The sequence below is a fragment of the Pseudomonas sp. NBRC 111119 genome, assembly GCF_001320125.1.
GTDB lineage: Bacteria > Pseudomonadota > Gammaproteobacteria > Pseudomonadales > Pseudomonadaceae > Aquipseudomonas > Aquipseudomonas parafulva.
The window spans coordinates 313,223-339,555 of record NZ_BCAV01000005.1 but is presented as its reverse complement, the minus strand read 5'-3'; the positions used below and the strand labels follow the sequence as shown (position 1 = coordinate 339,555).

At 62.3% G+C, this 26,333-nt stretch carries 25 protein-coding genes; 12 read left to right on the top strand and 13 right to left on the bottom strand.

The features are described 5' to 3' along the window. Window positions 1–33 precede the first annotated feature (33 nt). From uvrD to zwf, 3 genes are all read right to left on the bottom strand, one after another. Window positions 34–2,220, bottom strand: a complete 2,187-nt coding sequence (gene uvrD / locus APH25_RS02450; protein ID WP_028632841.1) for a DNA helicase II — start codon at window positions 2,218–2,220, stop codon at window positions 34–36. Between the two features lie 119 nt (window positions 2,221–2,339). After that, a complete protein-coding gene (locus APH25_RS02445) occupies window positions 2,340–2,654 on the bottom strand; it encodes a hypothetical protein (protein WP_028632842.1) in 315 nt (104 codons plus the stop codon). An 89-nt stretch (window positions 2,655–2,743) separates the two neighbouring features. Next, window positions 2,744–4,186: a glucose-6-phosphate dehydrogenase gene (zwf, locus tag APH25_RS02440; RefSeq protein WP_060480937.1), complete on the bottom strand. Its 1,443-nt coding sequence runs from the start codon at window positions 4,184–4,186 to the stop codon at window positions 2,744–2,746. A gap of 103 nt (window positions 4,187–4,289) precedes the next feature. Here zwf and hexR point away from each other — a divergent pair, with 103 nt between their 5' ends. Together hexR and APH25_RS02430 are read left to right on the top strand one after the other, a co-directional pair. Further along, complete coding sequence (hexR, locus tag APH25_RS02435; RefSeq protein ID WP_060480936.1) at window positions 4,290–5,156, top strand: transcriptional regulator HexR; 867 nt, start codon at window positions 4,290–4,292, stop codon at window positions 5,154–5,156. A 154-nt stretch (window positions 5,157–5,310) separates the two neighbouring features. After that, window positions 5,311–5,529 (top strand): PA3496 family putative envelope integrity protein, encoded by a 219-nt coding sequence (locus APH25_RS02430; RefSeq protein WP_028632845.1) that lies wholly within the window; start codon window positions 5,311–5,313, stop codon window positions 5,527–5,529. Here APH25_RS02430 and APH25_RS02425 read toward each other — a convergent pair. Beyond that, entirely contained in the window at window positions 5,471–6,433 is a 963-nt protein-coding gene (locus APH25_RS02425) for a LysR family transcriptional regulator (RefSeq protein ID WP_060480935.1), read from the bottom strand. The two genes, APH25_RS02430 and APH25_RS02425, sit on opposite strands and share 59 nt — an antisense overlap. Window positions 6,434–6,622: 189 nt before the next feature. Between APH25_RS02425 and APH25_RS02420 the strand changes: the two genes are divergently transcribed. Beyond that, complete coding sequence (locus APH25_RS02420) at window positions 6,623–8,038, top strand: acetyl-CoA carboxylase biotin carboxylase subunit (protein WP_028632847.1); 1,416 nt, start codon at window positions 6,623–6,625, stop codon at window positions 8,036–8,038. 97 nt (window positions 8,039–8,135) lie between these two features. Further along, a complete protein-coding gene (oadA, locus tag APH25_RS02415) occupies window positions 8,136–9,944 on the top strand; it encodes a sodium-extruding oxaloacetate decarboxylase subunit alpha (protein ID WP_028632848.1) in 1,809 nt (602 codons plus the stop codon). A gap of 91 nt (window positions 9,945–10,035) precedes the next feature. Here the strand turns inward: oadA and APH25_RS02410 are convergent, their stop codons facing one another. The 3 genes from APH25_RS02410 to APH25_RS02400 are packed head-to-tail and all read right to left on the bottom strand — an operon-like array spanning window position 10,036 to window position 11,805. Then, a complete protein-coding gene (locus tag APH25_RS02410) occupies window positions 10,036–10,707 on the bottom strand; it encodes a GNAT family N-acetyltransferase (protein WP_060480934.1) in 672 nt (223 codons plus the stop codon). Beyond that, on the bottom strand, window positions 10,700–11,161 hold the full coding sequence (locus APH25_RS02405; RefSeq protein WP_060480933.1) for a GNAT family N-acetyltransferase: 462 nt from the start codon (window positions 11,159–11,161) through the stop codon (window positions 10,700–10,702). Before APH25_RS02405 ends, APH25_RS02410 begins: the two co-directional genes overlap by 8 nt. 14 nt (window positions 11,162–11,175) lie before the next feature. Further along, the gene (locus APH25_RS02400; RefSeq protein ID WP_060480932.1) at window positions 11,176–11,805 is read right to left on the bottom strand and encodes an FMN-binding negative transcriptional regulator; all 630 of its coding nucleotides are present in this window, start codon (window positions 11,803–11,805) and stop codon (window positions 11,176–11,178) included. Window positions 11,806–11,894: 89 nt separating this feature from the next. On the opposite strand from APH25_RS02400, the gene APH25_RS02395 reads away from it, so the two are divergent. Further along, complete coding sequence (locus APH25_RS02395; protein WP_060480931.1) at window positions 11,895–13,424, top strand: PLP-dependent aminotransferase family protein; 1,530 nt, start codon at window positions 11,895–11,897, stop codon at window positions 13,422–13,424. Between the two features lie 38 nt (window positions 13,425–13,462). On the opposite strand, the gene APH25_RS02390 is transcribed toward APH25_RS02395, so the two are convergent. The 4 genes from APH25_RS02390 to aspA form a co-directional block, all read right to left on the bottom strand. Beyond that, window positions 13,463–14,566 (bottom strand): polyamine ABC transporter substrate-binding protein, encoded by a 1,104-nt coding sequence (locus APH25_RS02390; RefSeq protein WP_060480930.1) that lies wholly within the window; start codon window positions 14,564–14,566, stop codon window positions 13,463–13,465. Beyond that, window positions 14,563–15,609 carry a histone deacetylase family protein gene (locus APH25_RS02385; RefSeq protein ID WP_060480929.1) on the bottom strand — a complete coding sequence of 349 codons (1,047 nt, stop codon included), beginning with the start codon at window positions 15,607–15,609 and terminating at the stop codon, window positions 14,563–14,565. Before APH25_RS02385 ends, APH25_RS02390 begins: the two co-directional genes overlap by 4 nt. A 131-nt stretch (window positions 15,610–15,740) precedes the next feature. Further along, entirely contained in the window at window positions 15,741–16,733 is a 993-nt protein-coding gene (locus APH25_RS02380) for an AraC family transcriptional regulator (RefSeq protein ID WP_060480928.1), read from the bottom strand. Window positions 16,734–16,881: 148 nt separating this feature from the next. After that, the gene (gene aspA, locus APH25_RS02375; RefSeq protein ID WP_060480960.1) at window positions 16,882–18,306 is read right to left on the bottom strand and encodes an aspartate ammonia-lyase; all 1,425 of its coding nucleotides are present in this window, start codon (window positions 18,304–18,306) and stop codon (window positions 16,882–16,884) included. Between the two features lie 182 nt (window positions 18,307–18,488). Here aspA and APH25_RS02370 point away from each other — a divergent pair, with 182 nt between their 5' ends. From APH25_RS02370 to APH25_RS02350, 5 genes are all read left to right on the top strand, one after another. Further along, window positions 18,489–19,418 carry a LysR substrate-binding domain-containing protein gene (locus tag APH25_RS02370; protein WP_028632857.1) on the top strand — a complete coding sequence of 310 codons (930 nt, stop codon included), beginning with the start codon at window positions 18,489–18,491 and terminating at the stop codon, window positions 19,416–19,418. Between the two features lie 170 nt (window positions 19,419–19,588). Further along, window positions 19,589–20,080, top strand: a complete 492-nt coding sequence (purE, locus tag APH25_RS02365) for a 5-(carboxyamino)imidazole ribonucleotide mutase (RefSeq protein WP_028632858.1) — start codon at window positions 19,589–19,591, stop codon at window positions 20,078–20,080. A gap of 10 nt (window positions 20,081–20,090) precedes the next feature. Further along, window positions 20,091–21,173 carry a 5-(carboxyamino)imidazole ribonucleotide synthase gene (locus APH25_RS02360; protein ID WP_060480927.1) on the top strand — a complete coding sequence of 361 codons (1,083 nt, stop codon included), beginning with the start codon at window positions 20,091–20,093 and terminating at the stop codon, window positions 21,171–21,173. A 108-nt stretch (window positions 21,174–21,281) separates the two neighbouring features. Continuing rightward, window positions 21,282–21,527: a GlsB/YeaQ/YmgE family stress response membrane protein gene (locus APH25_RS02355; protein WP_028632860.1), complete on the top strand. Its 246-nt coding sequence runs from the start codon at window positions 21,282–21,284 to the stop codon at window positions 21,525–21,527. 48 nt (window positions 21,528–21,575) lie between these two features. Beyond that, complete coding sequence (locus tag APH25_RS02350; protein WP_060480959.1) at window positions 21,576–22,109, top strand: DUF3299 domain-containing protein; 534 nt, start codon at window positions 21,576–21,578, stop codon at window positions 22,107–22,109. Between the two features lie 53 nt (window positions 22,110–22,162). Here APH25_RS02350 and APH25_RS02345 read toward each other — a convergent pair whose 3' ends face one another. Beyond that, window positions 22,163–23,059 carry a D-hexose-6-phosphate mutarotase gene (locus APH25_RS02345; RefSeq protein WP_060480926.1) on the bottom strand — a complete coding sequence of 299 codons (897 nt, stop codon included), beginning with the start codon at window positions 23,057–23,059 and terminating at the stop codon, window positions 22,163–22,165. Between the two features lie 71 nt (window positions 23,060–23,130). Further along, window positions 23,131–23,529, bottom strand: a complete 399-nt coding sequence (locus tag APH25_RS02340) for an acyl-CoA thioesterase (RefSeq protein ID WP_003253317.1) — start codon at window positions 23,527–23,529, stop codon at window positions 23,131–23,133. Between the two features lie 362 nt (window positions 23,530–23,891). On the opposite strand from APH25_RS02340, the gene APH25_RS02335 reads away from it, so the two are divergent. Further along, the gene (locus tag APH25_RS02335) at window positions 23,892–25,181 is read left to right on the top strand and encodes an MFS transporter (protein WP_060480925.1); all 1,290 of its coding nucleotides are present in this window, start codon (window positions 23,892–23,894) and stop codon (window positions 25,179–25,181) included. Window positions 25,182–25,310: 129 nt separating this feature from the next. After that, window positions 25,311–26,309, top strand: a complete 999-nt coding sequence (locus APH25_RS02330) for a phosphate ABC transporter substrate-binding protein PstS (protein WP_060480924.1) — start codon at window positions 25,311–25,313, stop codon at window positions 26,307–26,309. Window positions 26,310–26,333 lie beyond the last annotated feature (24 nt).

Here is a 26,333-nt window from a genome sequence, read left to right as displayed (position 1 = left end):
GCAGGGCCGCACCCGCAAGGTACGGCCCAGGGTTCAGATCGCTTCCAGCTTGGCATACCCCAGCATCAACCACTTGCTGCCTTCGTCGAAATTCACCTGAACCCGCGCCTGGGCGCCTGAGCCTTCGAAATTCAGGATCACGCCTTCGCCAAATACCGCGTGCTGTACGCGCTGGCCGAGGTTGAACGAGGTCTGCGGGATGTTGGCGTTGGCGAACAGGTTGCTGCCAGCAGCTGTTTTGGCCCCGCCGAAGGGGCGGCTGACGCTGTTGGACAAACGCACTTCCTGAACCAGGCCTGCCGGAATTTCACGTACGAACCGTGAAACCTTGTTGTAGGTTTCGCTACCGTAAAGCCGACGCGTCTCGGCATAGCTCATGACCAGCTGGCGCATGGCCCGGGTGATGCCCACATAGGCCAGGCGACGCTCTTCTTCCAGGCGCCCAGGCTCTTCCAGGCTCATCTTGTGCGGGAACAGGCCTTCTTCCATGCCCACCAGGAACACATAAGGGAATTCCAGGCCTTTGGCGCTGTGCAAGGTCATCAGCTGGACGCTGTCTTCATGCTCGTCAGCCTGCGCATCGCCCGCTTCAAGCGAGGCATGGCCGAGGAAGGCGGACAGCGGCGAAAGGTCGGCGTCTTCTTCGGTCGATTCGAAGTTACGCGCCGCGCTCACCAGTTCCTCAAGGTTTTCTACCCGTGCCTGGCCCTTTTCACCCTTTTCTTCCTGGTGGTAGATAATCAGGCCCGACTGCTCGATGGTGGTCTGTGTCATGGTGTGCAGCGGCATGTCCGCCACTTTGGCAGCCAACCCTTCGATCAGCTCGATGAACGCGCCAAGCGCACTGGCGGCGCGGCCTTTCAGCGCTTTGGCGGCAATCAGCTGGCACATGGCCTGCCACATTGAAGCCTGGCTGTGACGCGCATGCTCGCGGATGGCCTCGACGGTTTTCTCGCCGATTCCGCGAGGCGGTACGTTGATTACCCGCTCCAGGGCGGCGTCGTTGCCCCGGCCCTCGATCAGGCGCAGGTAGGCCATGGCATTCTTGATTTCCGCACGCTCGAAGAAGCGCTGGCCGCCATAGATACGGTAAGGAATACGCTCGCGCAGCAGGGCTTCTTCCAATACCCGCGACTGGGCGTTGGAGCGGTACAGAATGGCGATGTCGCTGCGGGTATTGCCCTGCTTGATCAGGCTTTCGATAGTTTCCACCACGTAGCGCGCTTCATCATGCTCGTTGTAGGCGGCGTACAAGGTGAGCGGTTCGCCTTCACCCATGTCGGTCCACAGCTCTTTGCCCAAGCGGCCGCTGTTGTTGGCGATCAAGGCGTTGGCAGCCTTGAGGATGCCGCCTGTGGAGCGGTAGTTCTGCTCCAGGCGGATCAGCTCGGCGTCAGGGAAATCGGCCGTGTACTGGTGGATGTTCTCGATCTTGGCGCCGCGCCAGCCGTAGATCGACTGGTCGTCGTCGCCCACCGCCATCAGGCTGTCGCCGCCGCGCGCCAGCAGGCGCAGCCAGGCGTACTGCACGGCGTTGGTATCCTGGAACTCGTCGACCAGCACATGGCGGAAGCGCCGCTGGTAGTGCTCCAGCAAACCGGGGTGGTCCCGCCACAAGTCCAGCGCGCGCAGCAGCAGCTCGGAGAAATCGATGACCCCGGCCCGCTCGCACGCTTGCTCGTAGGCGCTGTACACGTCGCGCATGGTGGACAGGAACAGGTCGCCCCCAGGCTGGATATGCTGCGGCCGCAGGCCCTCGTCCTTCTGCCCGTTGATGAACCACTGTGCCTGGCGTGCCGGCCACTTCTGCTCGTCCAGGCCCAGCTCGCGCATTACCCGCTTGACCAGCCGCTGCTGGTCGTCACTGTCGAGAATCTGGAAGTTCTGCACCAGGCCTGCTTCCTGCCAGTGGGCCCGGAGCAAGCGATGGGCCAGCCCGTGGAACGTGCCCACCCACATGCCCGCCGGGTTGATGCCCAGCAGTTGCTCGATCCGGTGGCGCATTTCTGCCGCCGCCTTGTTGGTGAACGTCACCGACAGGATCGAATGCGGCGAGGCCTGCTCTACCTGGATGAGCCAGGCAATGCGATGAACCAGCACGCGGGTTTTACCGGAACCGGCGCCGGCAAGCACCAGTTGACGCCCGACCGAGGCGGCTACGGCCTGGCGTTGGGCATCGTTGAGGGAGTTCAGCAGGAGGGAGAGGTCGTCTGTGTGCATCCCGCCATTCTAGGGGGAGGCTGACCCGGGGGCAAACGCCTACTGTATGAATATTCACCCCGGCCGACGGCCAGCGGTGGGGAGCCAGGCGGCAACCGTATGCCACCTGGCTGGGCGTATCAATCGCAGGCCTGGGCCGGTTCGATCTCAACCTTGAAGGAACCTTCCGAATGAATGATTTCTACTTGGCTGAACGGGCAGGCGCCGTCGCGAAGAAATTCGACGGTTTTTTCGGTCAGAACGGCATTGGCCACCACGCCGGTATCCACCAGCTCCAGATGCAGTACCTCCCAATTGCCGCGGTGGCGGACGTCCGGCTCGACCAGTACCGGCTCGAATGCCGGGCTAGGTACAGTGACGGTGCCGTGGACGCGGAAGGTCTGTTCGCCCGCAGCGGTTTGGTTGTAAGCGACAAAATCGGTGCATTTAGCCATTTAGGTAGAGTCCTGTAGGGGGTGAAAGTAGCGCCGGAGCGCACAGCCACTTTCCCCTAGTCTGCGCAAGGCTTGGATTTGGCAATGCTTCACCCGTGCCAGGTTCTGCCATGACGGGCCAGCAGGCTGTTGGCCTGCTCCGGCCCGTTGTTGCCGGCCGCGTAGTGGCGGGGCGCCTGGAAGTGCTCTTCCCAGCCCGCGATGATCGGGTCCACCCACGCCCAGGCTGCTTCCACTTCGTCGCGGCGCATGAACAGCGTCGAGTCGCCCTCCAGCACATCCAGCAGCAGCCGCTCGTAGGCTTCCCAGCGGCGGGTCTGGCTGAACACCTGCGCCAGGTTCAGGTTCAGGTCTACCGGCTCCAGCCGCATGCCCTTCCCAGGGGTCTTGGTCATCATGCGCAGGCTGATGCGCTCGTCCGGTTGCAGCTGGATCAGCAACTGGTTCACCTGGCCACCGTTGAACAGCTCATGGGGTACCGGCTTGAACTGGATGACGATCTGCGAAGAGCGCCGCGCCATGCGCTTGCCTGTGCGCAGGTAGAAGGGCACGCCAGCCCAGCGCCAGTTGTCGATGTGCGCCTCGATCGCGACAAAGGTTTCCGTGTCGCTATCGTTGTCCACATCCTTTTCGAAGTAATAGGCCATCACTTCCTGGCCGCCGATATGCCCGGCACCGTACTGGCCGCGTACGGTCTTGTCCTGCACATCCTGCCCGGTGATCGGTTTCAGTGCGCGAAGAATCTTCACCTTTTCGTCACGCACCGCTTCTGCCTCGAACTGCGCCGGGGGCTCCATGGCCACCAGGCATAACAGCTGCAGCAGGTGGTTCTGCAGCATGTCGCGCGTCGCCCCTGCGCGGTCGTAGTAACCGCCGCGGTTTTCTACCCCCAGGGTTTCCCCCACGCTGATCTGCACATGGTCGACCTGGCTATTGCGCCATACCGGCTCCAGCAAGGCGTTGGCAAAGCGCAGGGCCATGAGGTTCTGCACGGTTTCCTTGCCCAGGTAATGGTCGATGCGAAACACCTGGCGTTCTTCGAACACTGCACCGATCGATTCGTTGATGGCCGTGGCCGACGCCAGCGAATGGCCGATGGGTTTTTCCAGCACGATGCGCGCTTCACTGTCAGCCAGCCCGGCGATGCGCAGGTGCGTGGCGATAGGCACGAACAGCGAGGGCGCCGTAGCCAGGTAGAAGATACGCGTCAGCCCCCCGGGCTCACCCAGGTAGCGTGCCAGGCGGCCGAAGTCTGCACTTTGCGAGGCATCCATGGCGAAGTAGTCCAGGCGTGCGCAAAAGCGCCGCCAGATTTCATCGTCGAATTCGCCACGGGCAATTTGCGCGCGGCAGTGGCGCTCGGCGAGCTTGAGGTAGTCGTTGCGTGGCAGTTGCCGCCTGGCCAGGGCGATGACCCTGACGGCCGGGTCCAGGCGAGCCTCGCGAAACAGGTGGTAAAGCGCCGGGAGCAATTTGTGCAGGGCCAGATCGCCAGTGCCGCCGAAGACCAGAATGTCGCAAGGAATAGTCAAACCACCACGCTCCACGTTCGTTTAACTGGGCGGGTTGGCGTCCATGTAGTATAACTACAAGAAAGCTACAACCCGGCCAGCCGATCATAACCGAGTCCAGCCCGTGAATCTGTTGCAACATATCGCCCAATCGCGCCACCTGCTGCGCAAATCGGAACTGAAAGTGGCCGACCACGTGCTGCTCGACCCGGCTGCCGTGATGCACAGCTCCATGGCCGACCTCGCGCACAGCGTCGGTATCAGCGAACCGACCATCGTACGTTTCTGCAGGGCCATTGGGTGTACGGGTTTTCAGGACCTCAAGCTCAAGCTGGCGCAGAGCTTGGCCGCCGGGGCCAGTTTTGGGCAGTTTGCCATTCACGAAGACGATTCCGTCGCCGACTACAGCCTGAAGATCTTCGACACCACCCTGCATACCCTGATGGAGGTGCGCGAGCACCTCGACCCGCACGCATTGCAGCAGGCGGTAAGTGCCATGGCCCAGGCACAGCGTGTGGAGTTTTACGGCTTTGGTGCGTCTGGTGCGGTAGCGGCGGATGCTCAGCACAAGTTCTTTCGCTTGCTGCTAAGCGCGGCGGCGTACTCCGACCCGCACATGCAGGCGATGTCGGCCGTCACGCTCAAGCCAGGTGACGTGGCAGTGTGCATTTCCCAGTCGGGCCGCTCCAAAGACCTGTTGATCACTGCCAACCTGGTACGCGAGAGCGGTGCCAACCTGATCACCCTGTGCCCCAGCCAGACCCCGCTGGCCGAGCTGTCCACGGTCAATTTGGCCATCGACGTGCACGAAGACACCGAAATCTACACCCCGCTCACCTCACGCATCGCCCACCTGGTGGTCATCGACGTGCTGGCCATGGGCGTTGCCATGGCGCGGGGTCCCAGCCTGGTCAACCACCTCAAGAGCGTGAAGCGCAGTTTGCGCAGCCTGCGCCTGTCGCCTAAATCGATCAAGGCGACCGACGACTGAGCAGCACCCTGCGCGCCTGTTCAGCCAGGCAGCACTGTGCATGCGGTAGTACCCTGTAGCAGTGAAAATTCACGATCCTGTCACCATTTCGGCGCAAAACCGTAAACCCCCTGGGCCAGTCTGAAACTCCCGCATCCTACCAGGGAGACAGGCAATGGCTCGTGACCACGACGGTATCTACCAACCCAACGCCAAAGCTCGCAAGCAGCAGGAAAAGGACCAGCGCCGCATGGAATACCGCCGCGCGATCGAAAGCTACTGCGATCAGCGTCAGCTGCTGCGCGACCTGGTGGATTACCCCGAACTGCAAGAACTCACGGTGTGGCAGGCGTCGGCGGCAAGCGCCCCGAAAAACGCTCAACCAGGCCGCTGATCAACGTTCGTTCACTGCGGATGAATGCCTGGAAGGCAAGCGCCACTGGCGATTGCCGCTTGGCCTTGGACTGCACCACGCACCAGCTGCGGTACAACGGCAGTTCTTCTACCGGCAGTTCCGCAAGCGCCCCGGTAGCCAGTTCAAGGTTGACCGCATGCCGGGTCAGCAGGGCGATGCCCAGGCCGGCGATCACGCACTCGCGCTGGGCGTCGGCGGATGCCACCTCCAGGGTCTGGGTGAAGTGGACGCGCTTTTCCTTGAAGTATTCCTCGCAGGCTCTGCGGGTTCCCGACCCCTGCTCGCGGATCAGCAGCGTATGAGGCTCCAGGTCCTGCAGGCGCAACTGCGCCAGCTTGCACAGCGGGTGATCGGGCGGGGCCACGGCAATGATCGGGTTATTGAGGAAAGGCAGGAACTCAAGGCCCATGTCCTGCGGCACCATGGACATGATGATCAGGTCGTCGCGGTTGTCGGAAAGGCGCCGGATGGCCTGGGCACGGTTGACCACCGTCAAGGTCAGGTTCACTTCCGGGTGACGCTGCTTGAAGGCGGCGAACAGGTGTGGAACGAAGTACTTGGCGCTGGACTCGATGGCCAGTTTCAACTGCCCCTGCAATGACCCCTGCATGTCCGACAGTTGCATGTCCAGGCTCTCCAGGCGCCCGAAAATGTCATGGCTGGCGCGCTGCAAGGCTTCGGCGGCCTCGGTCAGGTACAACTTCTTGCCCACGTATTCGAACAATGGCTGACCGACGAGCTCTTCCAACTGGCGTATCTGTAGACTTACGGCGGGTTGCGTCAACGCCATTTCTTCTGCGGCGCGGCTGTAAGACCGCAGGTCGCACACCTCATTGAAGATTTGTAATTGACGCAATGTCATACGCATCAAGGACTTACGCATTTTATTAGGCTCTTGGGCAATACCTTGTTACTTCACTATAAGCTTTTGCTAATACTGCCTCTAACAAATATTGATTTTTGTTTATCAACCTACAGCGCTAGGGTGAAAGTGCGACTGGCCAGCAACGCCTGGCCACGCGCCGACCGGTAGAACCGGCTCGACTGTTCCTACGGCTTTGGGAAGACTCCAGTGATAAAAAAAATCCTGATCGCCAACCGAGGTGAAATTGCAGTTCGGATCGTGCGCGCCTGCGCCGAGATGGGCATCCGCTCGGTAGCGATCTTTTCCGACGCCGACCGGCACGCCCTGCATGTGAAGCGCGCCGACGAAGCCCACAGCATTGGTGCTGAGCCGCTGGCTGGCTACCTGAACCCGCGCAAGCTGGTGAACCTGGCGGTGGAAACCGGCTGTGATGCGCTGCACCCGGGTTATGGTTTTCTGTCGGAAAACGCCGAACTGGCGGAAATCTGTGCAGAGCGTGGCATCAAGTTCATCGGCCCGGCCGCCGACGTGATTCGCCGCATGGGCGACAAGACCGAAGCGCGTCGCACCATGATCGCGGCGGGGGTACCGGTAACCCCGGGTACCGAAGGCAACGTGGCCGACATCCACGAAGCCCTCAGCGAGGGTGAGCGCATCGGTTACCCGGTGATGCTCAAGGCGACCTCCGGTGGCGGCGGGCGTGGCATCCGCCGCTGCAACAGCCGCGAAGAGCTGGAACAGAACTTCCCGCGGGTCATCTCCGAGGCCACCAAGGCATTCGGTTCGGCCGAAGTGTTTCTGGAGAAGTGCATCGTCAACCCCAAGCACATCGAGGCGCAGATCCTCGGTGACAGCTTCGGCAACGTGGTGCACCTGTTCGAGCGTGACTGCTCCATTCAGCGCCGCAACCAGAAGCTCATTGAAATCGCACCCAGCCCACAGCTCACGCCTGAGCAGCGCGCCTACATCGGCGACCTGGCCGTGCGCGCAGCCAAGGCAGTGGATTACGAGAACGCCGGTACCGTCGAGTTCTTGCTGGCCGATGGCGAAGTGTATTTCATGGAAATGAACACGCGGGTGCAGGTAGAGCACACCATCACCGAAGAAATCACCGGCATCGATATTGTCCGCGAGCAGATCCGCATCGCCTCCGGCCTGCCTTTGTCGGTGAAACAGGAAGACATCCAGCACCGCGGCTACGCGTTGCAGTTCCGGATCAACGCCGAGGACCCGAAAAACAACTTCCTGCCCAGCTTCGGCAAGATCACGCGTTATTACGCCCCCGGTGGCCCTGGTGTGCGTACCGACACGGCCATTTACACGGGCTACACCATTCCGCCGTTCTACGACTCCATGTGCCTGAAACTGGTGGTGTGGGCGTTGACCTGGGAAGAAGCCATGGACCGCGGCCTGCGGGCCCTGGACGACATGCGCGTGCAAGGCGTGAAGACCACCGCCGCGTACTACCAGGAAATCCTGCGCAACCCCGAATTCCGTAGCGGTCAGTTCAACACCAGCTTCGTCGAAAGCCACCCTGAACTGACCAACTACTCGATCAAGCGCAAACCCGAAGAGCTGGCCCTGGCCATCGCCGCCGCCATCGCCGCCCACGCCGGCATCTGAATGCAGGGGCAAGCTGCGAGCGGCATGCTGCAAGTAGAAGCGAATCGGCTTTTCTTGCGGCTTACCGCTACGAGCTTGCCGCTAAAAGGAGATAACAATGTCCAAGAAAATCCACGTAACCGACACGATCCTGCGCGACGCCCACCAGTCTTTGCTGGCGACCCGCATGCGTACCGAAGACATGCTGCCGATCTGCGACAAGCTCGACAAGGTTGGCTACTGGTCGCTGGAAGTGTGGGGTGGTGCCACCTTCGACGCCTGTGTGCGCTTCCTCAAGGAAGACCCCTGGGAGCGCCTGCGCAAGCTGCGCGCCGCCCTGCCCAACACGCGTCTGCAGATGCTGCTGCGCGGCCAGAACCTGTTGGGCTACCGCCACTACAGCGATGACGTGGTCAAGGCGTTCGTGGCCAAGGCTGCTGTAAACGGCATCGATGTATTCCGCATTTTCGACGCCATGAACGACGTGCGTAACCTGCGTGTGGCCATCGAAGCGGTCAAGGCGGCGGGCAAGCATGCCCAGGGCACCATCGCCTACACCACCAGCCCGGTGCACACCATCGAAGCCTTCGTGAACCAGGCCAAGCAGATGGAAGCCATGGGCTGCGACTCGGTCGCAATCAAGGACATGGCAGGCCTGCTGACACCGTTCGCCACGGGCGAGCTGGTCAAGGCATTGAAAGCCGAACAGTCGCTGCCGGTGTTCATTCATTCCCACGACACTGCAGGCCTGGCTGCCATGTGCCAGCTCAAGGCTGTGGAAAACGGCGCCGACCATATCGACACGGCCATCTCCAGCTTTGCCTGGGGCACCAGCCACCCGGGTACTGAATCGATGGTCGCCGCGCTCAAGGGCAGCGAGTTCGACACAGGCCTCGACCTGGAACTGCTGCAGGAAATCGGCCTGTATTTCTACGCCGTGCGCAAGAAGTACCACCAGTTCGAAAGCGAGTTCACCGCCGTGGACACCCGCGTGCAGGTCAACCAGGTGCCGGGTGGCATGATTTCCAACCTGGCCAACCAGCTGAAGGAGCAGGGCGCCCTCAACCGCATGAGCGAAGTGCTCGCCGAGATCCCGCGTGTGCGTGAAGACCTGGGCTTCCCGCCGCTGGTCACGCCAACCTCGCAAATCGTCGGCACCCAGGCGTTCTTCAACGTGCTGGCCGGCGAGCGCTACAAAACCATCACCAACGAGGTGAAGCTTTACCTGCAAGGCGGTTACGGCAAGGCACCTGGCGTGGTGAACGAGCAACTGCGCCGCCAGGCCATCGGCAGCGAAGATGTGATCGACGTGCGCCCGGCCGACCTGTTGAAGCCGGAAATGGCCAAGCTGCGCACCGAGATCGGTGCCCTGGCCCGCAGCGAAGAGGACGTGCTGACCTTCGCCATGTTCCCGGACATCGGGCGCAAGTTCCTTGAAGAGCGCGAGGCCGGCACGCTCACCCCAGAAGTGTTGCTGCCCATTCCTGAGGCTGGCGCCGTCGCTGCCCCGGGTGGCGAGGGTGTGCCCACCGAGTTCGTCATCGACGTGCACGGTGAAACCTACCGGGTGGATATCACCGGGGTCGGCGTCAAGGCCGAAGGCAAACGCCACTTCTACCTGTCGATTGATGGCATGCCCGAAGAGGTGGTATTCGAGCCTTTGAACGAGTTCGTCGGTGGTGGCGGCAGCAAGCGCAAGCAAGCCAGCGCACCCGGCCATGTCAGCACCACCATGCCTGGCAACATCGTCGATGTGCTGGTGAAGGAGGGCGACACGGTCAAGGCTGGCCAGGCTGTATTGATCACCGAAGCCATGAAGATGGAAACCGAAGTGCAGGCGGCCATCGCCGGCAAGGTCGTGGCCATCCACGTGGCCAAGGGCGACCGCGTCACGCCCGGCGAGATCCTGATCGAAATCGAGGGCTGATACACGCCCGGGGCTGTAATGGTTTACCTCTGGGGAGCGCATGCTCCCCTTTTTTTCGGTCGTATGGCCTGCTGCGCAGTGAAACCAACCCTCAGCCTCTACGGCACACTTCGAGCGTTTCAACCTGGCCTTGCGGTTGTTGGTTGGCATCACTCAACCATCGCTCGAACCCCGCAGCCACCGCCGGCCATTCATCGTCGGTAATCGAGTACCACGCCGTATCGCGGTTGTGGTCCTTCACCACCAGATGCTTGCGGAACACCCCTTCGAAGGTGAAGCCGAAGCGCTCGGCCGCGCGCTTGGAGCGGGCGTTGGCGTTGTTGCACTTCCACTCTAGGCGCCGGTTGCCCAGTGCGAAACCCAGCTTGCCCAGCAGGTAAACCGCCTCGGTGCCTTTGGGCGTGCGCTGCATGGCCGCGCCGAAGGCGATGTGGCCTATTTCGATGCGGCCGTGATCAGGCACGATCGACATCAGGCTGAGGATGCCCTGTGCCTGCCCGTTGCTGCGGTCGATGACGCTATAGAACAACGGGTCGGTACCGGCCGCATTGGCTTGCAGCCAGCGGTCAAAGGCTCCGCGCTCGGTGAAGGGGCCGTAGGGCAGGTAATCCCAAAGGGAGGGGTCTGCCCCGGGGCCTTGCAGCACCTGCCACAGGTCATCGCCATGGCGCGCGGGGGCGAGCTTTTCCAGGCGCACGAAGCGGCCCTCAAGGGTGTCGGCCTTGGGTATCGCGGCCGGTTTCCAGTTCAAGGCATCAGTCATGGTTGCCCTCCAGCCCTTTGCGAAATTGGATGAAGCCAGAGCGTTCGGCCACCTGCTGGTACAGGCTGATGGCCGTGGCATTGGTTTCGTGGGTGAGCCAGTGCACCTTGATACAGTTATCGGCCTTGGCCGCCGCATACACATGCTCGATCAAGCGGCGGCCGATACCCACGCCGCGCTGGGCGCTGTCGACGTAGAGGTCCTGCAGGTAGCAGGCGTTCTCGATGCTCCAGTTGGAGCGGTGATAGATCCAGTTGACCATGCCGACGGCCTTGCCATCGGCCCAGGCCAAGGCCGAGTGGGTGGGCTCGTTGGGGTCGAGCAGGCGCTGCCAGGTGCTGAGGCTGACCGGGTCTGCCACCTCGGACTCGTAGAAGCACAGGTAGGCCTGCCACAGTTCAAGCCAGGCTGCATGGTCTTGGGCGGTTACAGGGCGCAGGATAACGCTGGTCATGGGCGATGCCTTCCTTAGAGGTGGCGCATGTGCGCCGCCAGTTGGTTGTCGAGAGGGTCGGGGCTGGCGCTCAGTGCCTCACGCACGCCGGCAATGTCCTGCGGCGGGCGGTTCTGGCTGAGCTTGCGAGCACCTTGCACGCGGCTGATGGGCAGGCGTACGCCGACGATGGCCTTGAGCATGCTGGCCAGGTAATCAGCCGGTGCGTCGCTGACGCGCCAAGGCATGCTGGCGCCTTGTTCATGCAGGTCGGTGAGCCGGCGGACGATCGCCAACAGCGACTCGGGCTTGTGGATAACTTCGGCGGTGCCGTAGGCATGCACAGCCAGGTAATTCCAGGTAGGGACGATTTTGGGGTTGGCTTGCTTGCTGGGATAGAAACCGGGGCTGACGTAGGCATCGGCACCCGGAAACACCAGCAGCGCCTCGCTTGCCTGGGCCAAATCCTGCCATTGGGGGTTGGCCCGTGCCAGGTGGGCATACACGGTACCCAATTCACCTTCTGCCGTTTCGACCAGCACAGGCAGGTGGGTAGCCAGCAAGCCATGTGCGCCATGGGTGATCAGAATGGCCAGGCGTGTAGCCAGCATCGCTGCGTGCAACTGTGCAACATCGTGCTCTTGATGAGGCTTGCTGGAGTACATGCTCGGTTTCCTTATGCAATGGTGCCATCCTAGGCAGATGATTGGCTCCGGGTAAGAGCCATTGACTGCAAATTTGGAAGGTCCAATTCATGAGTGAAACTCGCCCCCCGTTACCGTTCGACCCCACGGGCATCACCCTGGACCGTAGCCGTGGGCTGAGCCGGCAGTTGTACCAGGCGCTGCGGATTCGCGTGCTTGATGGCCGCCTTGGCAGTGGCACACGCTTGCCGGCCACTCGCGAACTCGCCGCCATGCTGGCCCTGTCGCGTAACAGCGTGGTGCGTGCCTATGATCAATTGTATGCAGAAGGCTACATCGAGAGCCGGGTTGGGGACGGTACCTACGTCAGCCAGCTGCCAAAACTGTCCACACAGTTGTCCACAGGGTTATCCCAGTGCTTATCAACAGGTTTATCCACAAATTCACCGTCTGACACTGATGATTTATCCAGTTCAGGCGCCAGTAACGGGCCTTTGCAGCGGCTGAAAAAACATCATTTGGTGCCACCCCCGGAGGGCGCACCCAAGGCATTTCGTTTGGGCCTGCCTGCCTTCGACCTTTTCCCGTTCGGCGTCTGGGCCAAGCTGCAGGCGGCTTTCTGGCGTAACCCCGACCCTGCAAAGCTGGGCTACGGCAACCCTGCAGGTGAGCGTGAGCTGCGTGAGTTGATCGCAGCCTACCTGCGCAGTTCAAGGGGCCTTGTATGCACCGCTGAACAAATTGTGATCACCAGTGGTGCGCAGCAAGCCATCAGCCTTTGTGCACAGCTGCTGTTGCAGCCGGGTGAGGCTGTGGCTGTGGAAAACCCGGGCTATCGCGCAGCGGGGCATGCCTTTGCATTGGCGGGTGCGCGTTTGTACGGCGTGGCGGTGGATGAGGAAGGGGTCGCCTGCGATCAGCTTGAGCAATGGCCGGCGTGCCGCCTGGCCTATGTGACCCCGGCGCACCAGTACCCCACCGGCGTCACCATGAGCCTGGCCCGACGCCTGCAGTTGCTTGCCTGGGCGGAGCGCAATCAGGGCTGGATCATCGAAGACGATTATGATGGGGAATACCGCTACAGCGGAGCCCCCTTGGCCCCGCTTGCCGCCCTGGACACACAGGGGCGGGTGCTGTACGTCGGCACCTTTGGCAAGATCGCCTTCCCGGCGTTGCGCATGGGCTACCTGGTATTACCCCCACCGCTGGCACAAGCGTTCGGGCAGGCCAAGGCGTTGGCCGTGCGCCACTCAGAAGTGAGCTCGCAATGTGTGATGGCGCAGTTTATGGCCCAAGGGCACTTCCAGCGGCACGTTCGCCGCATGCGCAAGGCCGCGCTGAGCCGGCGCAACATGCTCAAGGCCGGTTGGCCTATGGATATTCCCGGGTTGGCAGCGATGCCCGACGTGTCGGCAGGGCTACACGTGAAGGTGGATGTGGATAACTTTGCCCGTGAGCAGGCTCTGGTCGCCAAAGCCCGTGCAGCCGGGGTAGAGGTGACGGCGCTCAGCAACTTCTGGTTGAACGACAGCACGGTGCCTGTGGATAAACAGGCAGGGCTGGTGCTGGGGTTCGCGGCAGTACCGGAAGGGGAGATCGCCGAAGCGCTGATGCGCCTGCGCAGAGCGTGGCGAGCCTGAGACTCGCCACGGTTTTCCGCTGCCAAAGGCTCGCGCCGTCAGGTGCCGGACTTGATCCGCGTCCAGGCCCGTGTCCGCGCCCGTTCAGCATCGCGAGCGAGCGGCGTGAGCGTATACAGCTTGGCCATGGCCTCTGCGGTCGGATACAGGTTGGGGTTGTTGCGGATAGCAGGGTCCACTTTGTTGGTCGCATCCTTGTTCGGGTTGGGGTACCCGACAAAGTCGCTGATCGGCGCAATCACCTCAGGGCGCAGCAGGTAGTTGATGAACGTGTAGGCATCCTCTGGGTTGGCCGCGTTCTTCGGAATCGCCAGCATGTCGAACCAGATCGGTGCGCCTTCCTTCGGCAGGCGCATGTCCACGACCACGCCGTTCTTGGCCTCGCGTGCGCGGTTGGCGGCCTGGGAGAAGCTGCCGCTGTACCCGACCGCCACGCAGATATCGCCATTGGCGATGTCAGCCATGTACTTGGAAGAGTGGAAGTAGGTGATGTACGGGCGGATCTTCAGCAGCAGCGCCTGAGCCTTTGCATAGTCCGCAGGTTTGTCGCTGTTGGGCGGCAGGCCCAGGTACTGCAGGGCCAACGGCAGGATTTCCGACGGTGAGTCGAGCAGCGCCACGCCGCATTGCTTGAGCTTGGCGATGTTCTCTTCCTTGAAGATCAGGTCCCAGCTGTCTACCGGCGCGTTGTCACCCAGCGCCGCCTTGACCTTGGCCGGGTTGAAGCCGATGAGTACGGTGCCGTACATGTAGGGCACTGCAAACTGGTTACCAGGGTCGTTGGCCTCGATGAGTTTCATCAGGGCCGGGTCAAGGTGTTGCCAGTTGGGCAGCTTGCTGCGGTCCAGTGGCTGAAACACCCCGGCCTCAATCTGCTTGGCCAGAAACACGTTCGAGGGCACCACCACGTCATAGCCGGAATTACCGGTCAGCAGCTTGGCCTCAAGGGCTTCATTGGTATCGAAGATGTCATAGATCAGTTTCACGCCGCTGTCCTGCTGGAAGCCGGTCAGGGTCTGAGGCGTGATGTAGTCGAACCAGTTATACACCCGCAGGGTGCGCTGTTCGGCCTGCGCGTGCAGTGCGCCGGCGAATAGCGATGCAGCGACCAATGGGGCGAGCAGGTGCTTGAGACGGATCATGGCCGGGCTCCAGGCTGGGCGCGCTGGAAGCCTTCCAGCACATTGACTGCGTTGATGCCGATTTCCTCGACGGCATAGCCACCTTCCATCACGAACAAGGTGGGCTTGCCCAACTGGGCAATACGCTTGCCCATCTCCAGGTAGTCGGGGCTGTCGAGCTTGAATTGCGAAATGGGGTCATCCTTGAAGGTGTCCACACCCAGCGAGACCACCAGCACCTCGGCGTCGTAGCCGGCGATGCGCTGGCAGGCGTCTTCCAGGGCGGTGCTCCAGGCAGCCCAGTCACTGCCGGCAGGCAGGGGGTAGTTGACGTTGTAGCCTTCGCCAGCGCCCTCGCCGGTTTCATCGGCGTAGCCCAGAAAATAGGGGAATTCGTCCTGCGGATCGCCGTGGATCGATGCGAAGAACACGTCGTTGCGCTGGTAGAAGATGTCCTGGGTGCCGTTGCCATGGTGGTAGTCCACGTCCAGGATGGCGACCTTGCGCCGGCCCTGGTCAAGAAACGCCTGGGCGGCGATAGCGGCGTTGTTGAGGTAGCAGTAGCCGCCCATGACCTCACCGGCCGCGTGGTGCCCTGGCGGGCGGCACAGCGCAAAGGCTGCGTGCGCGCCTTGCTCAATCGCCGCCTGGGCACTCAGGGCAACCTGCGCAGCGCTGTAGGCGGCCTGCCAGGTGCCGGCGGTAATTGGGGCGCCGGCATCGAAGCTGTAGTAGCCCAGTTCGCCGTGCAGGCCTGTAGGCTTTACTTGGCGCAGGGTACGGGCCGGCCAGGTAAACGGCAGCAGGTCGCCTTCCTGGCCCAGCGCGGCCCAGCGTGCCCAGGCGCCCTCGAAGAAGGCCAGGTATTCGGCACTGTGAACCCTCAGCAGAGGCGCCCGCCCATGGTCGGTGGGCGGCTGAATGGCGCCGAGGTTGCGCTTTTTGACCTGCTCCAGCACATGGTCGGCCCGCGATGGCATTTCGAAACAGGGCATGAGCTTGCCATCGATCAGCTCGCAGCGGCCATGGTGCAGGCGGTGGTCATCGGAATAGATCGTCAGCATTGTTGTTCTCCGGTAAGGACTGGCGTGGGCCAATTGTCACTGGCTGGCCAGTGCGGGAGAACGACCCAAGTGGCCAAAAGGGGATCGATGTGGCCAAGTGCTGTGGCCTTTCAAGGCTCCCTGCGCACGAGTCAGCCGCGAAACTGGCTGGGTGCTACACCACTCCAGCGCTGGAACGCATGCCGGAAGCTGGCGGTTTCACTGAAGCCAAGGGCTTCGGCAATCCGGTAGATGGGCATTTGCTCATCGGCCAGCAACTGCTTGGCCCGCTCGAAGCGCAACTCGTCCAGCAACTGTTGATAACTGCTACCTAGCGCCTGCAAATGGCGGCGCAGGGTGCGTGAGGAGCAGTTCATTTGCCGGGCCAGCCCTTCCAGGCCGGGTGCTGCGGCCAGTTGTTGCGCCAGCAGGTGGCGGATCCGCCCAAGCCAGGCCTGCCGGCCGGTGAATTCCAGGTTCAGGCGCCGGCAACGCTCGCTCATGGCCTTGTGGGTAATGGGGTCGGCCAGCGGCAGCGGTGTATCCAGCCAGCGTTTGTCGAAGCCGAAGGCATTGCCTGCTGCGGCGAAGATGACGGGGCACTGGAAGGCATCGGTGTACAGGGCGTGATAAGTGGGCCGGGGGTGTTCGAAGCGGGTGCCGACCAGTGGCAGGGTACGGCCCAGCAGGTCGTCGCAGATGACCTTCAGCGATACCAGGCAGAACTCTGCGTTGAACGCGCTCAGCGCCGGGCTATCGTGATAATCGCTGGCGTTGAGCCAGACGCGCTGGCCGTCTTCCTGCAAGCGCAACTTGAAAACTGTTCCCAGCAGTGCCGGATATTGCAGGGCCAGGCGCAAGGCGTCACCCAAAGTGGCACTGGAGAGCAGGGCGTAACCCAGCATCCCGTAGCTGGACACATGCATGCGCCGGCCCAGTTCAAGGCCGATGTCCTGCCGCCTGGCCACGGCATTGGCACACACCTGCAGCTCTTGCTGGGTGGTGATACGGGCATCGGCATGCCCCAGGTCTGCCGGGCCGATGCCGCTGCCGGCCAGCAGCGCAGAGGCCTCGCAACCGTCCGCCTGGAAGACGTTGAGGATCAGCGAAACCGCATTCAGGGTGGTCAGGTGGCTGTGCAGCATGCTGGGCGATCCCGTCGGGCTGGAGCGCATTCCAGAGCAAGTTGCGTGCCGGTTCAGGCAAAAAAAAACCCAGGGCAAGCGCCCCGGGCTAGGTAAAGGTTGAGAGGTGTCTAGTCCCTCGACCTGGTGAGACTGTTTACAGCCGCGGTTACGCTTTCAGCGGAACCAGGCGGGGGGCGATCATGTTTTCCGGGCGCAGGATGTCGTCGAGCATCGCGTCGTCCAGCAGCTTCTCTTCGCGCACCAGTTCCAGCACGCCGCGGCCTGTCTCCAGGGCAACACGGGCGATACGGGTGGCGTTTTCGTAACCGATGTACGGGTTCAGTGCAGTGACCAGGCCAATGGAGTGCTCGACCAGTTCACGGCAGCGCTGTTCGTTGGCGGTGATGCCGACGATGCAGTGCTCGCGCAGCATGTCCATGGCGCGCTGCAGCAGGCGGATCGAGTCGAAGATCTTGTAGGCGATCAGCGGCTCCATCACGTTCAGCTGCAGCTGGCCACCCTCGGCCGCGACGGTCAGTGCCAGGTCGTTGCCCATGATGGCGAAGGCGACTTGGTTGACGGCTTCCGGAATGACCGGGTTGACCTTGCCCGGCATGATCGAGCTGCCTGGCTGGCGAGCCGGCAGGTTGATTTCGTTGATGCCGGTGCGTGGGCCGCTGGACAGCAGGCGCAGGTCGTTGCAGATCTTCGACAGCTTGACCGCGGTACGCTTGAGCATGCCCGAGAACAGTACGAAGGCACCCATGTCGGAGGTGGCCTCGATCAGGTCGGCGGCCGGCACCAGCGGCTGGCCGCTGATGGTTGCCAGGCGCTGCACGGCCAGGGCCTGGTAGCCAGGGTCGGCGTTGATGCCGGTGCCGATGGCGGTACCACCCAGGTTGATTTCGGTGAGCAGTTCCGGTGCCAGCGAACGCAGACGCTGCAGGTCTTCGGTCATGGTGGTGGCGAAGGCGCGGAATTCCTGGCCCAGGGTCATCGGTACAGCGTCCTGCAGCTGGGTACGGCCCATCTTCAGGACGTGGTCGAACTCCTTGCCCTTGGAGGCAAAGGCCTGGATCAGGCTTTCGAGGCTGGCCAGCAGGGCGTCATGACCCAGCAGCAGGCCCAGGCGGATGGCCGTGGGGTAGGCGTCGTTGGTCGACTGCGCCATGTTCACGTCGTTGTTGGGGTGCAGGTACTTGTACTCACCCTTTTGGTGGCCCATGGCCTCCAACGCGATGTTGGCGATGACTTCGTTGGCGTTCATGTTGGTAGAAGTACCCGCACCGCCCTGGATCATGTCCACCACGAACTGCTCGTGGTAGTCGCCCTTGATCAGGCGTGCACAGGCTGCGCTGATGGCAGCGTGCTTGGCATCGCTCAGGTGACCCAGCTCACGGTTGGCGTCGGCAGCTGCCTGCTTGACCATGGCCAGGGCCACGACCAGCTTGGGGTAGTGCGACAGCGGAACACCGGAGAGGTGGAAGTTGTTGGCAGCGCGCAGGGTCTGGATGCCGTAGTAGGCATCGGCTGGCACTTCAAGGGTACCCAACAAATCTTTTTCGACGCGGAACGATGCAGCGGAGGACATGATGTATATCATCTCGAGTTTGACCCGGCACATGCCGGAATGGCGCCAATCCTAGGCCTGAAGGGGTTTTTGCGGCCAATGCTGTTGCACGCTAACCTATGCACAAACGGCATAGGGATTGATGTGACGCCAATTGATATTCGAGCGTGGTCCATTTTGGTGCACGCCGGGAGATGTGCTTCATGAACCTTGAAAGCAAATGGCTGGAAGACTTCAGTGCCCTGGCTGCCACGCGCAGTTTTTCCCAGGCGGCGGAACGCCGTTTCGTCACCCAGCCAGCATTCAGCCGGCGTATACGCAGCCTGGAGGCCGCCCTTGGCCTGCAACTGGTCAACCGGTCGCGCACGCCTATTGAACTGACCGAGGCGGGGCAGCTTTTTTTAGTTACCGCACGTACCGTTGTCGACCAGTTGAGCGAAATTCTGCGCCATTTGCATCATCTGGAAGGGGGGCAGGGTGAAGTGGTGCAGGTGGCTGCCGCGCACTCCCTGGCGTCAGGGTTTTTCCCTCGCTGGGTGGCGCAATTGCGCAATGACGGCCTGAATATCGCCACGCGCCTGGTTGCGACCAACGTCGGTGATGCCGTGCATGCCCTGCGTGAAGGGGGGTGTGACCTGATGCTGGCGTTCTACGACCCTGATGCTGCGCTGCAGATGGATGCCGAGATCTTTCCCTCGCTGCACATGGGTACCACCGAGATGTTGCCAGTGTGCGCGGTGGATGCTCAGGGCAAGCCGCTGTTCGACCTTGAAGGTGACGCCAGCGTGCCGCTGCTGGCGTATACCGCCGGGGCGTTTCTGGGCCGCTCGGTGAGTTTGCTGCTGCGTCAGCGCAACCTGCGTTACACCACCGTGTATGAAACGGCCATGGCCGACAGCCTCAAAAGCATGGCGCTCGAAGGCATGGGTATCGCCTGGGTGCCTCGGCTGTCGATGCGTGGCGAGCTGGAGCGTGGCGAACTGGTGATTTGTGGCGGCAGCCAGTGGCACGTGCCGCTGGAAATCCGCCTGTACCGCTGCGCGCTGGTGCGCAAGGCCAACGTCCGCCTGCTGTGGCGTAAACTGGAGGGCGCCACGGTTGACCTGAAAGTCAGCCAAAGCCCCGAAAAATAAGGCCGACAGTTGGTCGCCGGGGTGCCTTAACCGCACCTGCTTACGGTATACTGCGCGGCCTTCTGACCGGATGCGTCCGGTCCTGATCAGCAAACAAGCCACGCCGGTCGTCCCGCGTGGCTTGTTGTTTTTTGACGCGCCTGCGGGCGCACAAGCGAAGAGGCTCGACGATGAGTGCACTGGTTGGCGTGATCATGGGCTCCAAGTCCGATTGGTCCACCCTTAGCCACACCGCCGATATGCTGGAAAAACTCGGCATTCCCTACGAGGTGAAGGTGGTTTCCGCCCACCGTACCCCGGATCTGCTGTTCCAGTACGCTGAAGAGGCCGATGGCCGTGGCATCGAGGTGATCATCGCCGGTGCCGGTGGTGCCGCGCACCTGCCAGGCATGTGCGCCGCCAAGACCCACCTGCCGGTGCTGGGTGTACCTGTGCAGTCGTCGATGCTGTCGGGTGTCGATTCGTTGCTGTCGATCGTGCAGATGCCCGCTGGCGTCCCTGTCGCCACCCTGGCCATTGGCCGGGCCGGTGCAGTCAACGCTGCCCTGCTGTCGGCCAGCATCCTCGGTGCCAGGCACCCGCAGTTCCACGCCGCGTTGAAGCAGTTCCGCACGGAACAGACCGACACCGTGCTGGACAACCCAGACCCGCGTCAGGCTTGAGGCCCAACCCATGAAGATCGGTGTTATCGGTGGCGGCCAGCTGGGCCGTATGCTGGCTCTGGCGGGTACCCCGCTGGGCATGAACTTCGCCTTCCTCGACCCGGCGCCAGATGCCTGCGCCGCGCCGCTGGGCGAGCACCTGCGGGCAGACTACGGCGATCAGGAGCACCTGCGCCAGCTGGCCGACGAGGTCGACCTGGTCACCTTCGAGTTCGAGAGCGTTCCGGCCGAGACCGTGGCGTTTCTTTCGCAGTTCGTGCCGGTGTACCCCAGCGCCGAGGCGCTGCGCATCGCCCGTGATCGCCTGTTCGAAAAGAGCATGTTCCGTGACCTGGGCATCCCCACCCCGGCCTTCGCCGATATCCTGTCGCAGGCAGACCTGGACGCGGCAGTTGCCAGCATCGGCCTGCCGGCGGTGCTGAAAACCCGCACGCTGGGTTACGACGGCAAGGGCCAGAAGGTGCTGCGCACGCCCGAAGACGTCGTGGGTACGTTCGCCGAACTGGGCAGCGTGCCCTGCCTGCTGGAAGGCTTCGTGCCGTTCACGGGTGAAGTATCGCTGGTCGCCGTGCGCGCCCGCGACGGCGAAACGCGTTTCTACCCGCTGGTGCACAACACCCACGAGAGCGGCATCCTGCGCTTGTCGGTGGCCAGCCAGGCGCACCCGTTGCAGGCGTTGGCCGAGGATTACGTTGGCCGCGTATTGCAGCACCTGGACTACGTCGGCGTCATGGCCTTTGAGTTCTTCGAGGTGGACGGTGGCCTCAAGGCCAATGAAATCGCACCCCGGGTACACAACTCCGGCCACTGGACCATCGAAGGTGCCGAGTGCAGCCAGTTCGAGAACCATCTGCGTGCCGTCGCCGGCTTGCCGCTGGGCTCCACCGCCAAGGTGGGGGAGAGCGCGATGCTCAACTTCATCGGCGAAGTGCCTGCTGTGGCTAAAGTGATCGCCATCGATGACTGCCACCTGCATCACTACGGCAAGGCGTTCAAGGTCGGGCGCAAGGTCGGCCACGCGACCCTGCGTTGCAGCGACATGGCTACCCTGGAGCGCAAGATCGCCGAAGTGCAAGCACTGATCGGCGAGTGATCACGCGCAGGTATCGAACTTCTGCAGGCGTCAGGCCCTCTGAAGAGGCAACACGTCAACGCGCACCCATGCGTTGACGTGCTTCATCTTCACTGCAGAGGGATAGCCATGGGCATCATAGGAACCATCTTCATCGGCCTCATCGTCGGCCTGCTGGCCCGCTTCCTCAAGCCGGGTGACGACAGCATGGGCTGGATCATGACCATCCTGCTGGGTATTGCAGGCTCGCTGCTGGCCACGTATGGCGGCCAGGCGCTGGGTATCTACCAGGCTGGGCAAGCGGCTGGCTTCTTCGGTGCGCTGGTCGGTGCCATCATTCTTCTGGTGATCTACGGATTCATCAAGAAACGCTGAATTCTGGTTAGAATGCCCGGCAATTCTTCCGAGTTGCCGAGCATGTCCATGCGTGTCTTTTTCCTCTTCCCCCTGCTGCTGGCCAGTGCCCTGGCCCATGCCGAGCTGCCCGAAACCGATTGGCTGGAGCTGATGCCCAAGTCGGACCAGAAGGCGCTCGAAGCGATGCCCGAAATCGACCACAACTCACCCGAAGCCATGGGGACCTTCACGGCCAAGGGCGGGATGAAGCAGGGCAAGGGCCTGCCTGCGGTGATGTATTCCACCAAGACCGTAGCGGCCATGAATGGCAAGGACATACGCCTGGGCGGTTACCCGGTGCCGTTGGAAAGCGACGCCAAGGGCAACAGCACGCTGTTTTTCCTGGTGCCATACCCTGGCGCGTGCATCCATGTACCGCCGCCCCCACCTAACCAGCTGGTGCTGGTGCGCTACCCCAAGGGGTTGAAGATCGACGACATCTACACACCGTTGTGGGTCAGCGGCAAGCTGAAGGTGGAAAAGGTCAGCAATGACCTAGCCGATGCCGCCTATGCCCTGGATGCGGGGAAAGTGAGGGTGGTGGTAGATGCGGACCTTTGATTGCCTGTGCGATCCGATTCACCCGCGAAGAGGCCCGCAGCCCACTGCAATATTCAAATCACTTCGCAACCGACCCTGAAGCCCAGCGAATGGCTCGCCCCCGGCTGCAACGTCACCACGTCATCCCACACATTGGCTGTTTCGATACACAGCATCCGCTGCCAGCCGTCATCGGCCATGTCTGGCAGTTCCCTGGCCCGGTCCGTCCAGGGGTTCCAGATAACGGCAGAACGTGAGCCGCTGCTGGTCAGGTTGATGCGCCGGTTCCATTGCGGGTCGACGATACTCAGCGTGTTCGGGGTGCCCAGGTAGATGCGATCGGTTTCACCGGTAAACGTCAGGGCGCCTTGCTGTTGGCGCTGCTCCCAGTCGGCCAGGGTTTCGATATACCCCAACCCTTCGACGCCTTCTACACGCGCCTGGCGTACATCGCTGACGGCAAGGTAACTGTGCAGGGCCTGGCTGATGGTCACCGGGGTGCTGCCGGTGTTGCGGCTTGTGAGGGTGAGGCCAAGGTCATTGCCCAACTGCACCACCAGTTTCAGCTCTACCTTGTGGGGCCAGCCGGGGAGCTGCCCCTGGGCTTCGGGCAATTGCAGCTCAATGCGCAGGCCCTCACCCGCTTCCTCGATACCCAGCAATTGCCAGTCGCGGGTGCGCGCCAGGCCGTGGGCAGGGGCTTGTTCACCCCGGTACATGGCCTGAACGGCAGTGGGGTTGCGCTGCAGGTTGCCGAACCATGGCCAGCACACCGGCACCCCGGCGCGTACCGACTTGCCCTGGCGGAAGATGGCCTGGTCGCTCAGCCACAGCAGCGGCGGTTCGCCGAGCCGCTGGTAGCTGAGGATCTGTGCGCCCTGCTGGGCGATCAGGAGTTCGGCGTGGTCGCTGCTGATCCGCCAGCAGCTCAGTTCGCCATGTTGCTCGGTTACGACCTGGAAGGTAGCCATTGCATTCATCTCGTTGATTGCCAGTGGGCCTTGGACCCGGGCACAGGCAACGAGTTTACCGCCGGCGGGGCTCAGCGACGAGGGACGGAGCGGGTACGGCCACTGCCGTCGATGGCGACGAACACGAAGACGGCTTCGGTAACCTTGCGCCATTCGCTGGACAACGGGTCGTCACTCCACACCTCGACCATCATCTGGATCGAGCTGCGGCCGATCTCCAGGGTCTGGGTATAAAAGGACAGCTGCGCACCGACGGCGACCGGTACCAGAAACGCCATGCGGTCGATGGCCACGGTGGCAACGCGCCCACCGGCCACGCGGCTGGCCATGGCGGTGCCGGCCAAGTCCATCTGCGCAACCAGCCAGCCGCCGAAGATGTCGCCGAAGCCGTTGGTTTCGCGCGGCAGGGCCGTGATCTGCAAGGCCAGGTCGCCTTGGGGGATTGGATCTTCTTGTTCGAGCTCAATCATGCGGTGGGGCCTCTGACCCGTGACGCTTTTCGTTGGTGTGGCGCAAAGGCCGGGTAGACGATTCAGCTGACAACATACTACGCCGATTTCGTATAACGGGGCGGCCGTAGGGAAACTCTGCGAAACCGCCTGAGTATAGTGACCGGCGTTTTCGCACAACATCCCACGCTAGCAGCACACTTTTCCTACGAAACGCCAGTATATAGAGCATCATCCCAAGCGACGACCGTACATTCGTGAATATCTGTATGGTTTTTGTATCGCTTTCGGCCTGGCCAGGCAATTTGCTATCTTCGCCTGTCCCCACATCAAGAAGCTGCATGCCAAGCGGCCCGCACGCCTTATAAAGAGAACGCCCCGCAATGACTTCCGTGCCCAGCAGTATCGAGCAGGCCCCACGGCCGCTGACCCGCAATGACTACAAGACCCTTTCGCTGTCTGCATTGGGCGGGGCGCTGGAGTTCTACGACTTCATCATCTTCGTGTTCTTCGCCACCGTGGTGGGCAAGTTGTTCTTCCCTGCCGACATGCCGGAGTGGCTGCGCCTGATGCAAACCTTCGGCATCTTTGCCGCAGGTTACCTGGCGCGCCCGCTGGGCGGGATCATCATGGCCCACTTCGGCGACCTGCTGGGGCGCAAGAAGATGTTCACCCTGAGCATCTTCATGATGGCCTTGCCCACGCTGATCATGGGCCTGTTGCCTACCTATGCGCAGATTGGCTTGTGGGCGCCGATTCTGCTGTTGCTCATGCGCGTCGTGCAGGGTGCAGCCATTGGTGGGGAGGTGCCTGGCGCCTGGGTATTCGTGTCCGAGCACGTACCCGCCCGCAACACTGGCTATGCCTGCGGCACCCTCACCGCCGGCCTGACGGCGGGCATTCTGCTCGGTTCGCTGGTGGCGACGCTGATCAACAGCGTGTACAGCGTGGAGGAAGTCGCCGATTACGCCTGGCGAATCCCGTTCCTGCTCGGTGGCGTGTTCGGCCTGTTCTCGGTTTACCTGCGCCGTTGGCTGCACGAAACCCCGGTATTCGCCGAGATGCAGCAGCGCAAGGCACTGGCCGAAGAGCTGCCACTGCGCGCCGTACTGCGCGACCACCGCGGCCCGATCCTGCTGTCGATGCTGCTCACCTGGCTGCTGTCGGCCGGCATCGTGGTGGTCATCCTGATGACGCCGGCGCTGCTGCAGAGCCTCTACCACATCAGCCCCACCGACTCGCTCAAGGCCAACAGCCTGGCCATCGTGCTGCTCAGCGTCGGCTGTATCGGCGCGGGCAGCCTGGCTGACCGGTTTGGCGCGGGCCGGGTGTTCGTGGTCGGCAGCCTGCTGCTGCTGGCCAGCTCCTGGACCTTCTACCACAGCCTGCCCACCCGGCCTGAGCTGCTGTTCCCGCTGTATGCGCTGACCGGCCTGTCCGTGGGGGTGATCGGCGCGGTGCCGTACGTGATGGTCAAGGCGTTTCCGGCCGCCGTGCGCTTCAGCGGCCTGTCGTTCTCGTACAACGTGGCCTACGCGATCTTCGGCGGGCTTACTCCGATGGCGGTGACCGGTCTGCTGAAAGTCAGCCCGATGGCGCCTGCTTATTATGTGGCGGTGTTGTGCGGGGTAGGGCTGGCAGTGGGGGTGTATCTGCTTGCCAACAAGCGCTGACCGAGGGGCAGGGTGCAATGATGGCATTTCATCCAACTGTCACAATCGAGTCATATGCTGTTCATGCGAGCTGCTGATACTGGGCCCCGTTCCACTGCTGCACCCCTCTATTCCTGCTAGGAGCAAGGCATGAAACTGAAGCGTTTGATGGCGGCCCTCACCTTTGCCGCCGCTGGCGTTGCAACCGCCAACGCGGTAGCTGCTGTCGACCCTGCAATCCCGACCTACACCAAGACCACCGGTGTTTCGGGCAACCTCTCCAGCGTTGGTTCCGACACCCTCGCGAACCTGATGACCTTGTGGGCCGAGGCCTACAAAAAGGAATACCCGAACGTCAACATCCAGATCCAGGCTGCTGGCTCCTCCACCGCGCCACCTGCGCTGACCGAAGGCACCGCCAACCTCGGCCCGATGAGCCGCAAGATGAAGGACGTGGAGCTGCAGGCGTTCGAGCAGAAGTACGGCTACAAGCCAACTGCCATCCCGGTGGCTGTCGACGCCCTGGCCGTGTTCGTGCACAAGGACAACCCGATCAAAGGCCTGACCATGGCCCAGGTTGACGCAATCTTCTCCTCCACCCGCCTGTGCGGCGCCAAGGCTGACATCAAGACCTGGGGCGACGTGGGTGTAACCGGCGACCTGGCCAACAAGCCAATCCAGCTGTTCGGCCGCAACTCGGTATCCGGCACCTACGGCTACTTCAAGGAAGAAGCCCTGTGCAAAGGCGATTTCAAGCCTAATGTGAACGAGCAGCCTGGCTCGGCTTCGGTGGTGCAGTCGATCAGCTCGTCGCTAAACGGCATCGGCTACTCGGGCATCGGCTACAAGACCGCCAGCGTCAAGACCGTGGCCCTGGCCAAGAAAGAAGGCGGGGAATTCATCGAAGACAACGAGACCAACGCCCTGAACGGCAGCTACCCGCTCTCGCGCTTCCTGTACGTCTACGTCAACAAGGCGCCGAACAAGCCGCTGGCGCCGCTGGAAGCCGAGTTCGTCAAGCTGGTGCTGTCGCAGGCCGGTCAGCAGGTGGTGGTGAAGGACGGCTACATTCCGCTGCCGGCCAAGGTGGTCGACAAGACCCTGGCTGACCTGGGCCTGTCCCACGCCGGTAATGTTGCCAAGCAGTAATTGACCGATGAAGGGGCCGGGGTA

Bases quoted from the DNA above. Each gene is read 5' to 3' on its own strand.
- uvrD (WP_028632841.1), bottom strand. From the start codon at position 2,220: ATGCACACAGACGACCTCTCCCTCCTGCTGAACTCCCTCAACGATGCC.
- APH25_RS02445 (WP_028632842.1), bottom strand. From the start codon at position 2,654: ATGGCTAAATGCACCGATTTTGTCGCTTACAACCAAACCGCTGCGGGC.
- APH25_RS02430 (WP_028632845.1), top strand. From the start codon at position 5,311: ATGGCTCGTGACCACGACGGTATCTACCAACCCAACGCCAAAGCTCGC.
- APH25_RS02425 (WP_060480935.1), bottom strand. From the start codon at position 6,433: ATGCGTAAGTCCTTGATGCGTATGACATTGCGTCAATTACAAATCTTC.
- oadA (WP_028632848.1), top strand. From the start codon at position 8,136: ATGTCCAAGAAAATCCACGTAACCGACACGATCCTGCGCGACGCCCAC.
- APH25_RS02410 (WP_060480934.1), bottom strand. From the start codon at position 10,707: ATGACTGATGCCTTGAACTGGAAACCGGCCGCGATACCCAAGGCCGAC.
- APH25_RS02405 (WP_060480933.1), bottom strand. From the start codon at position 11,161: ATGACCAGCGTTATCCTGCGCCCTGTAACCGCCCAAGACCATGCAGCC.
- APH25_RS02400 (WP_060480932.1), bottom strand. From the start codon at position 11,805: ATGTACTCCAGCAAGCCTCATCAAGAGCACGATGTTGCACAGTTGCAC.
- APH25_RS02395 (WP_060480931.1), top strand. From the start codon at position 11,895: ATGAGTGAAACTCGCCCCCCGTTACCGTTCGACCCCACGGGCATCACC.
- APH25_RS02390 (WP_060480930.1), bottom strand. From the start codon at position 14,566: ATGATCCGTCTCAAGCACCTGCTCGCCCCATTGGTCGCTGCATCGCTA.
- APH25_RS02385 (WP_060480929.1), bottom strand. From the start codon at position 15,609: ATGCTGACGATCTATTCCGATGACCACCGCCTGCACCATGGCCGCTGC.
- APH25_RS02380 (WP_060480928.1), bottom strand. From the start codon at position 16,733: ATGCTGCACAGCCACCTGACCACCCTGAATGCGGTTTCGCTGATCCTC.
- aspA (WP_060480960.1), bottom strand. From the start codon at position 18,306: ATGTCCTCCGCTGCATCGTTCCGCGTCGAAAAAGATTTGTTGGGTACC.
- APH25_RS02370 (WP_028632857.1), top strand. From the start codon at position 18,489: ATGAACCTTGAAAGCAAATGGCTGGAAGACTTCAGTGCCCTGGCTGCC.
- purE (WP_028632858.1), top strand. From the start codon at position 19,589: ATGAGTGCACTGGTTGGCGTGATCATGGGCTCCAAGTCCGATTGGTCC.
- APH25_RS02360 (WP_060480927.1), top strand. From the start codon at position 20,091: ATGAAGATCGGTGTTATCGGTGGCGGCCAGCTGGGCCGTATGCTGGCT.
- APH25_RS02355 (WP_028632860.1), top strand. From the start codon at position 21,282: ATGGGCATCATAGGAACCATCTTCATCGGCCTCATCGTCGGCCTGCTG.
- APH25_RS02350 (WP_060480959.1), top strand. From the start codon at position 21,576: ATGCGTGTCTTTTTCCTCTTCCCCCTGCTGCTGGCCAGTGCCCTGGCC.
- APH25_RS02345 (WP_060480926.1), bottom strand. From the start codon at position 23,059: ATGGCTACCTTCCAGGTCGTAACCGAGCAACATGGCGAACTGAGCTGC.
- APH25_RS02340 (WP_003253317.1), bottom strand. From the start codon at position 23,529: ATGATTGAGCTCGAACAAGAAGATCCAATCCCCCAAGGCGACCTGGCC.
- APH25_RS02335 (WP_060480925.1), top strand. From the start codon at position 23,892: ATGACTTCCGTGCCCAGCAGTATCGAGCAGGCCCCACGGCCGCTGACC.
- APH25_RS02330 (WP_060480924.1), top strand. From the start codon at position 25,311: ATGAAACTGAAGCGTTTGATGGCGGCCCTCACCTTTGCCGCCGCTGGC.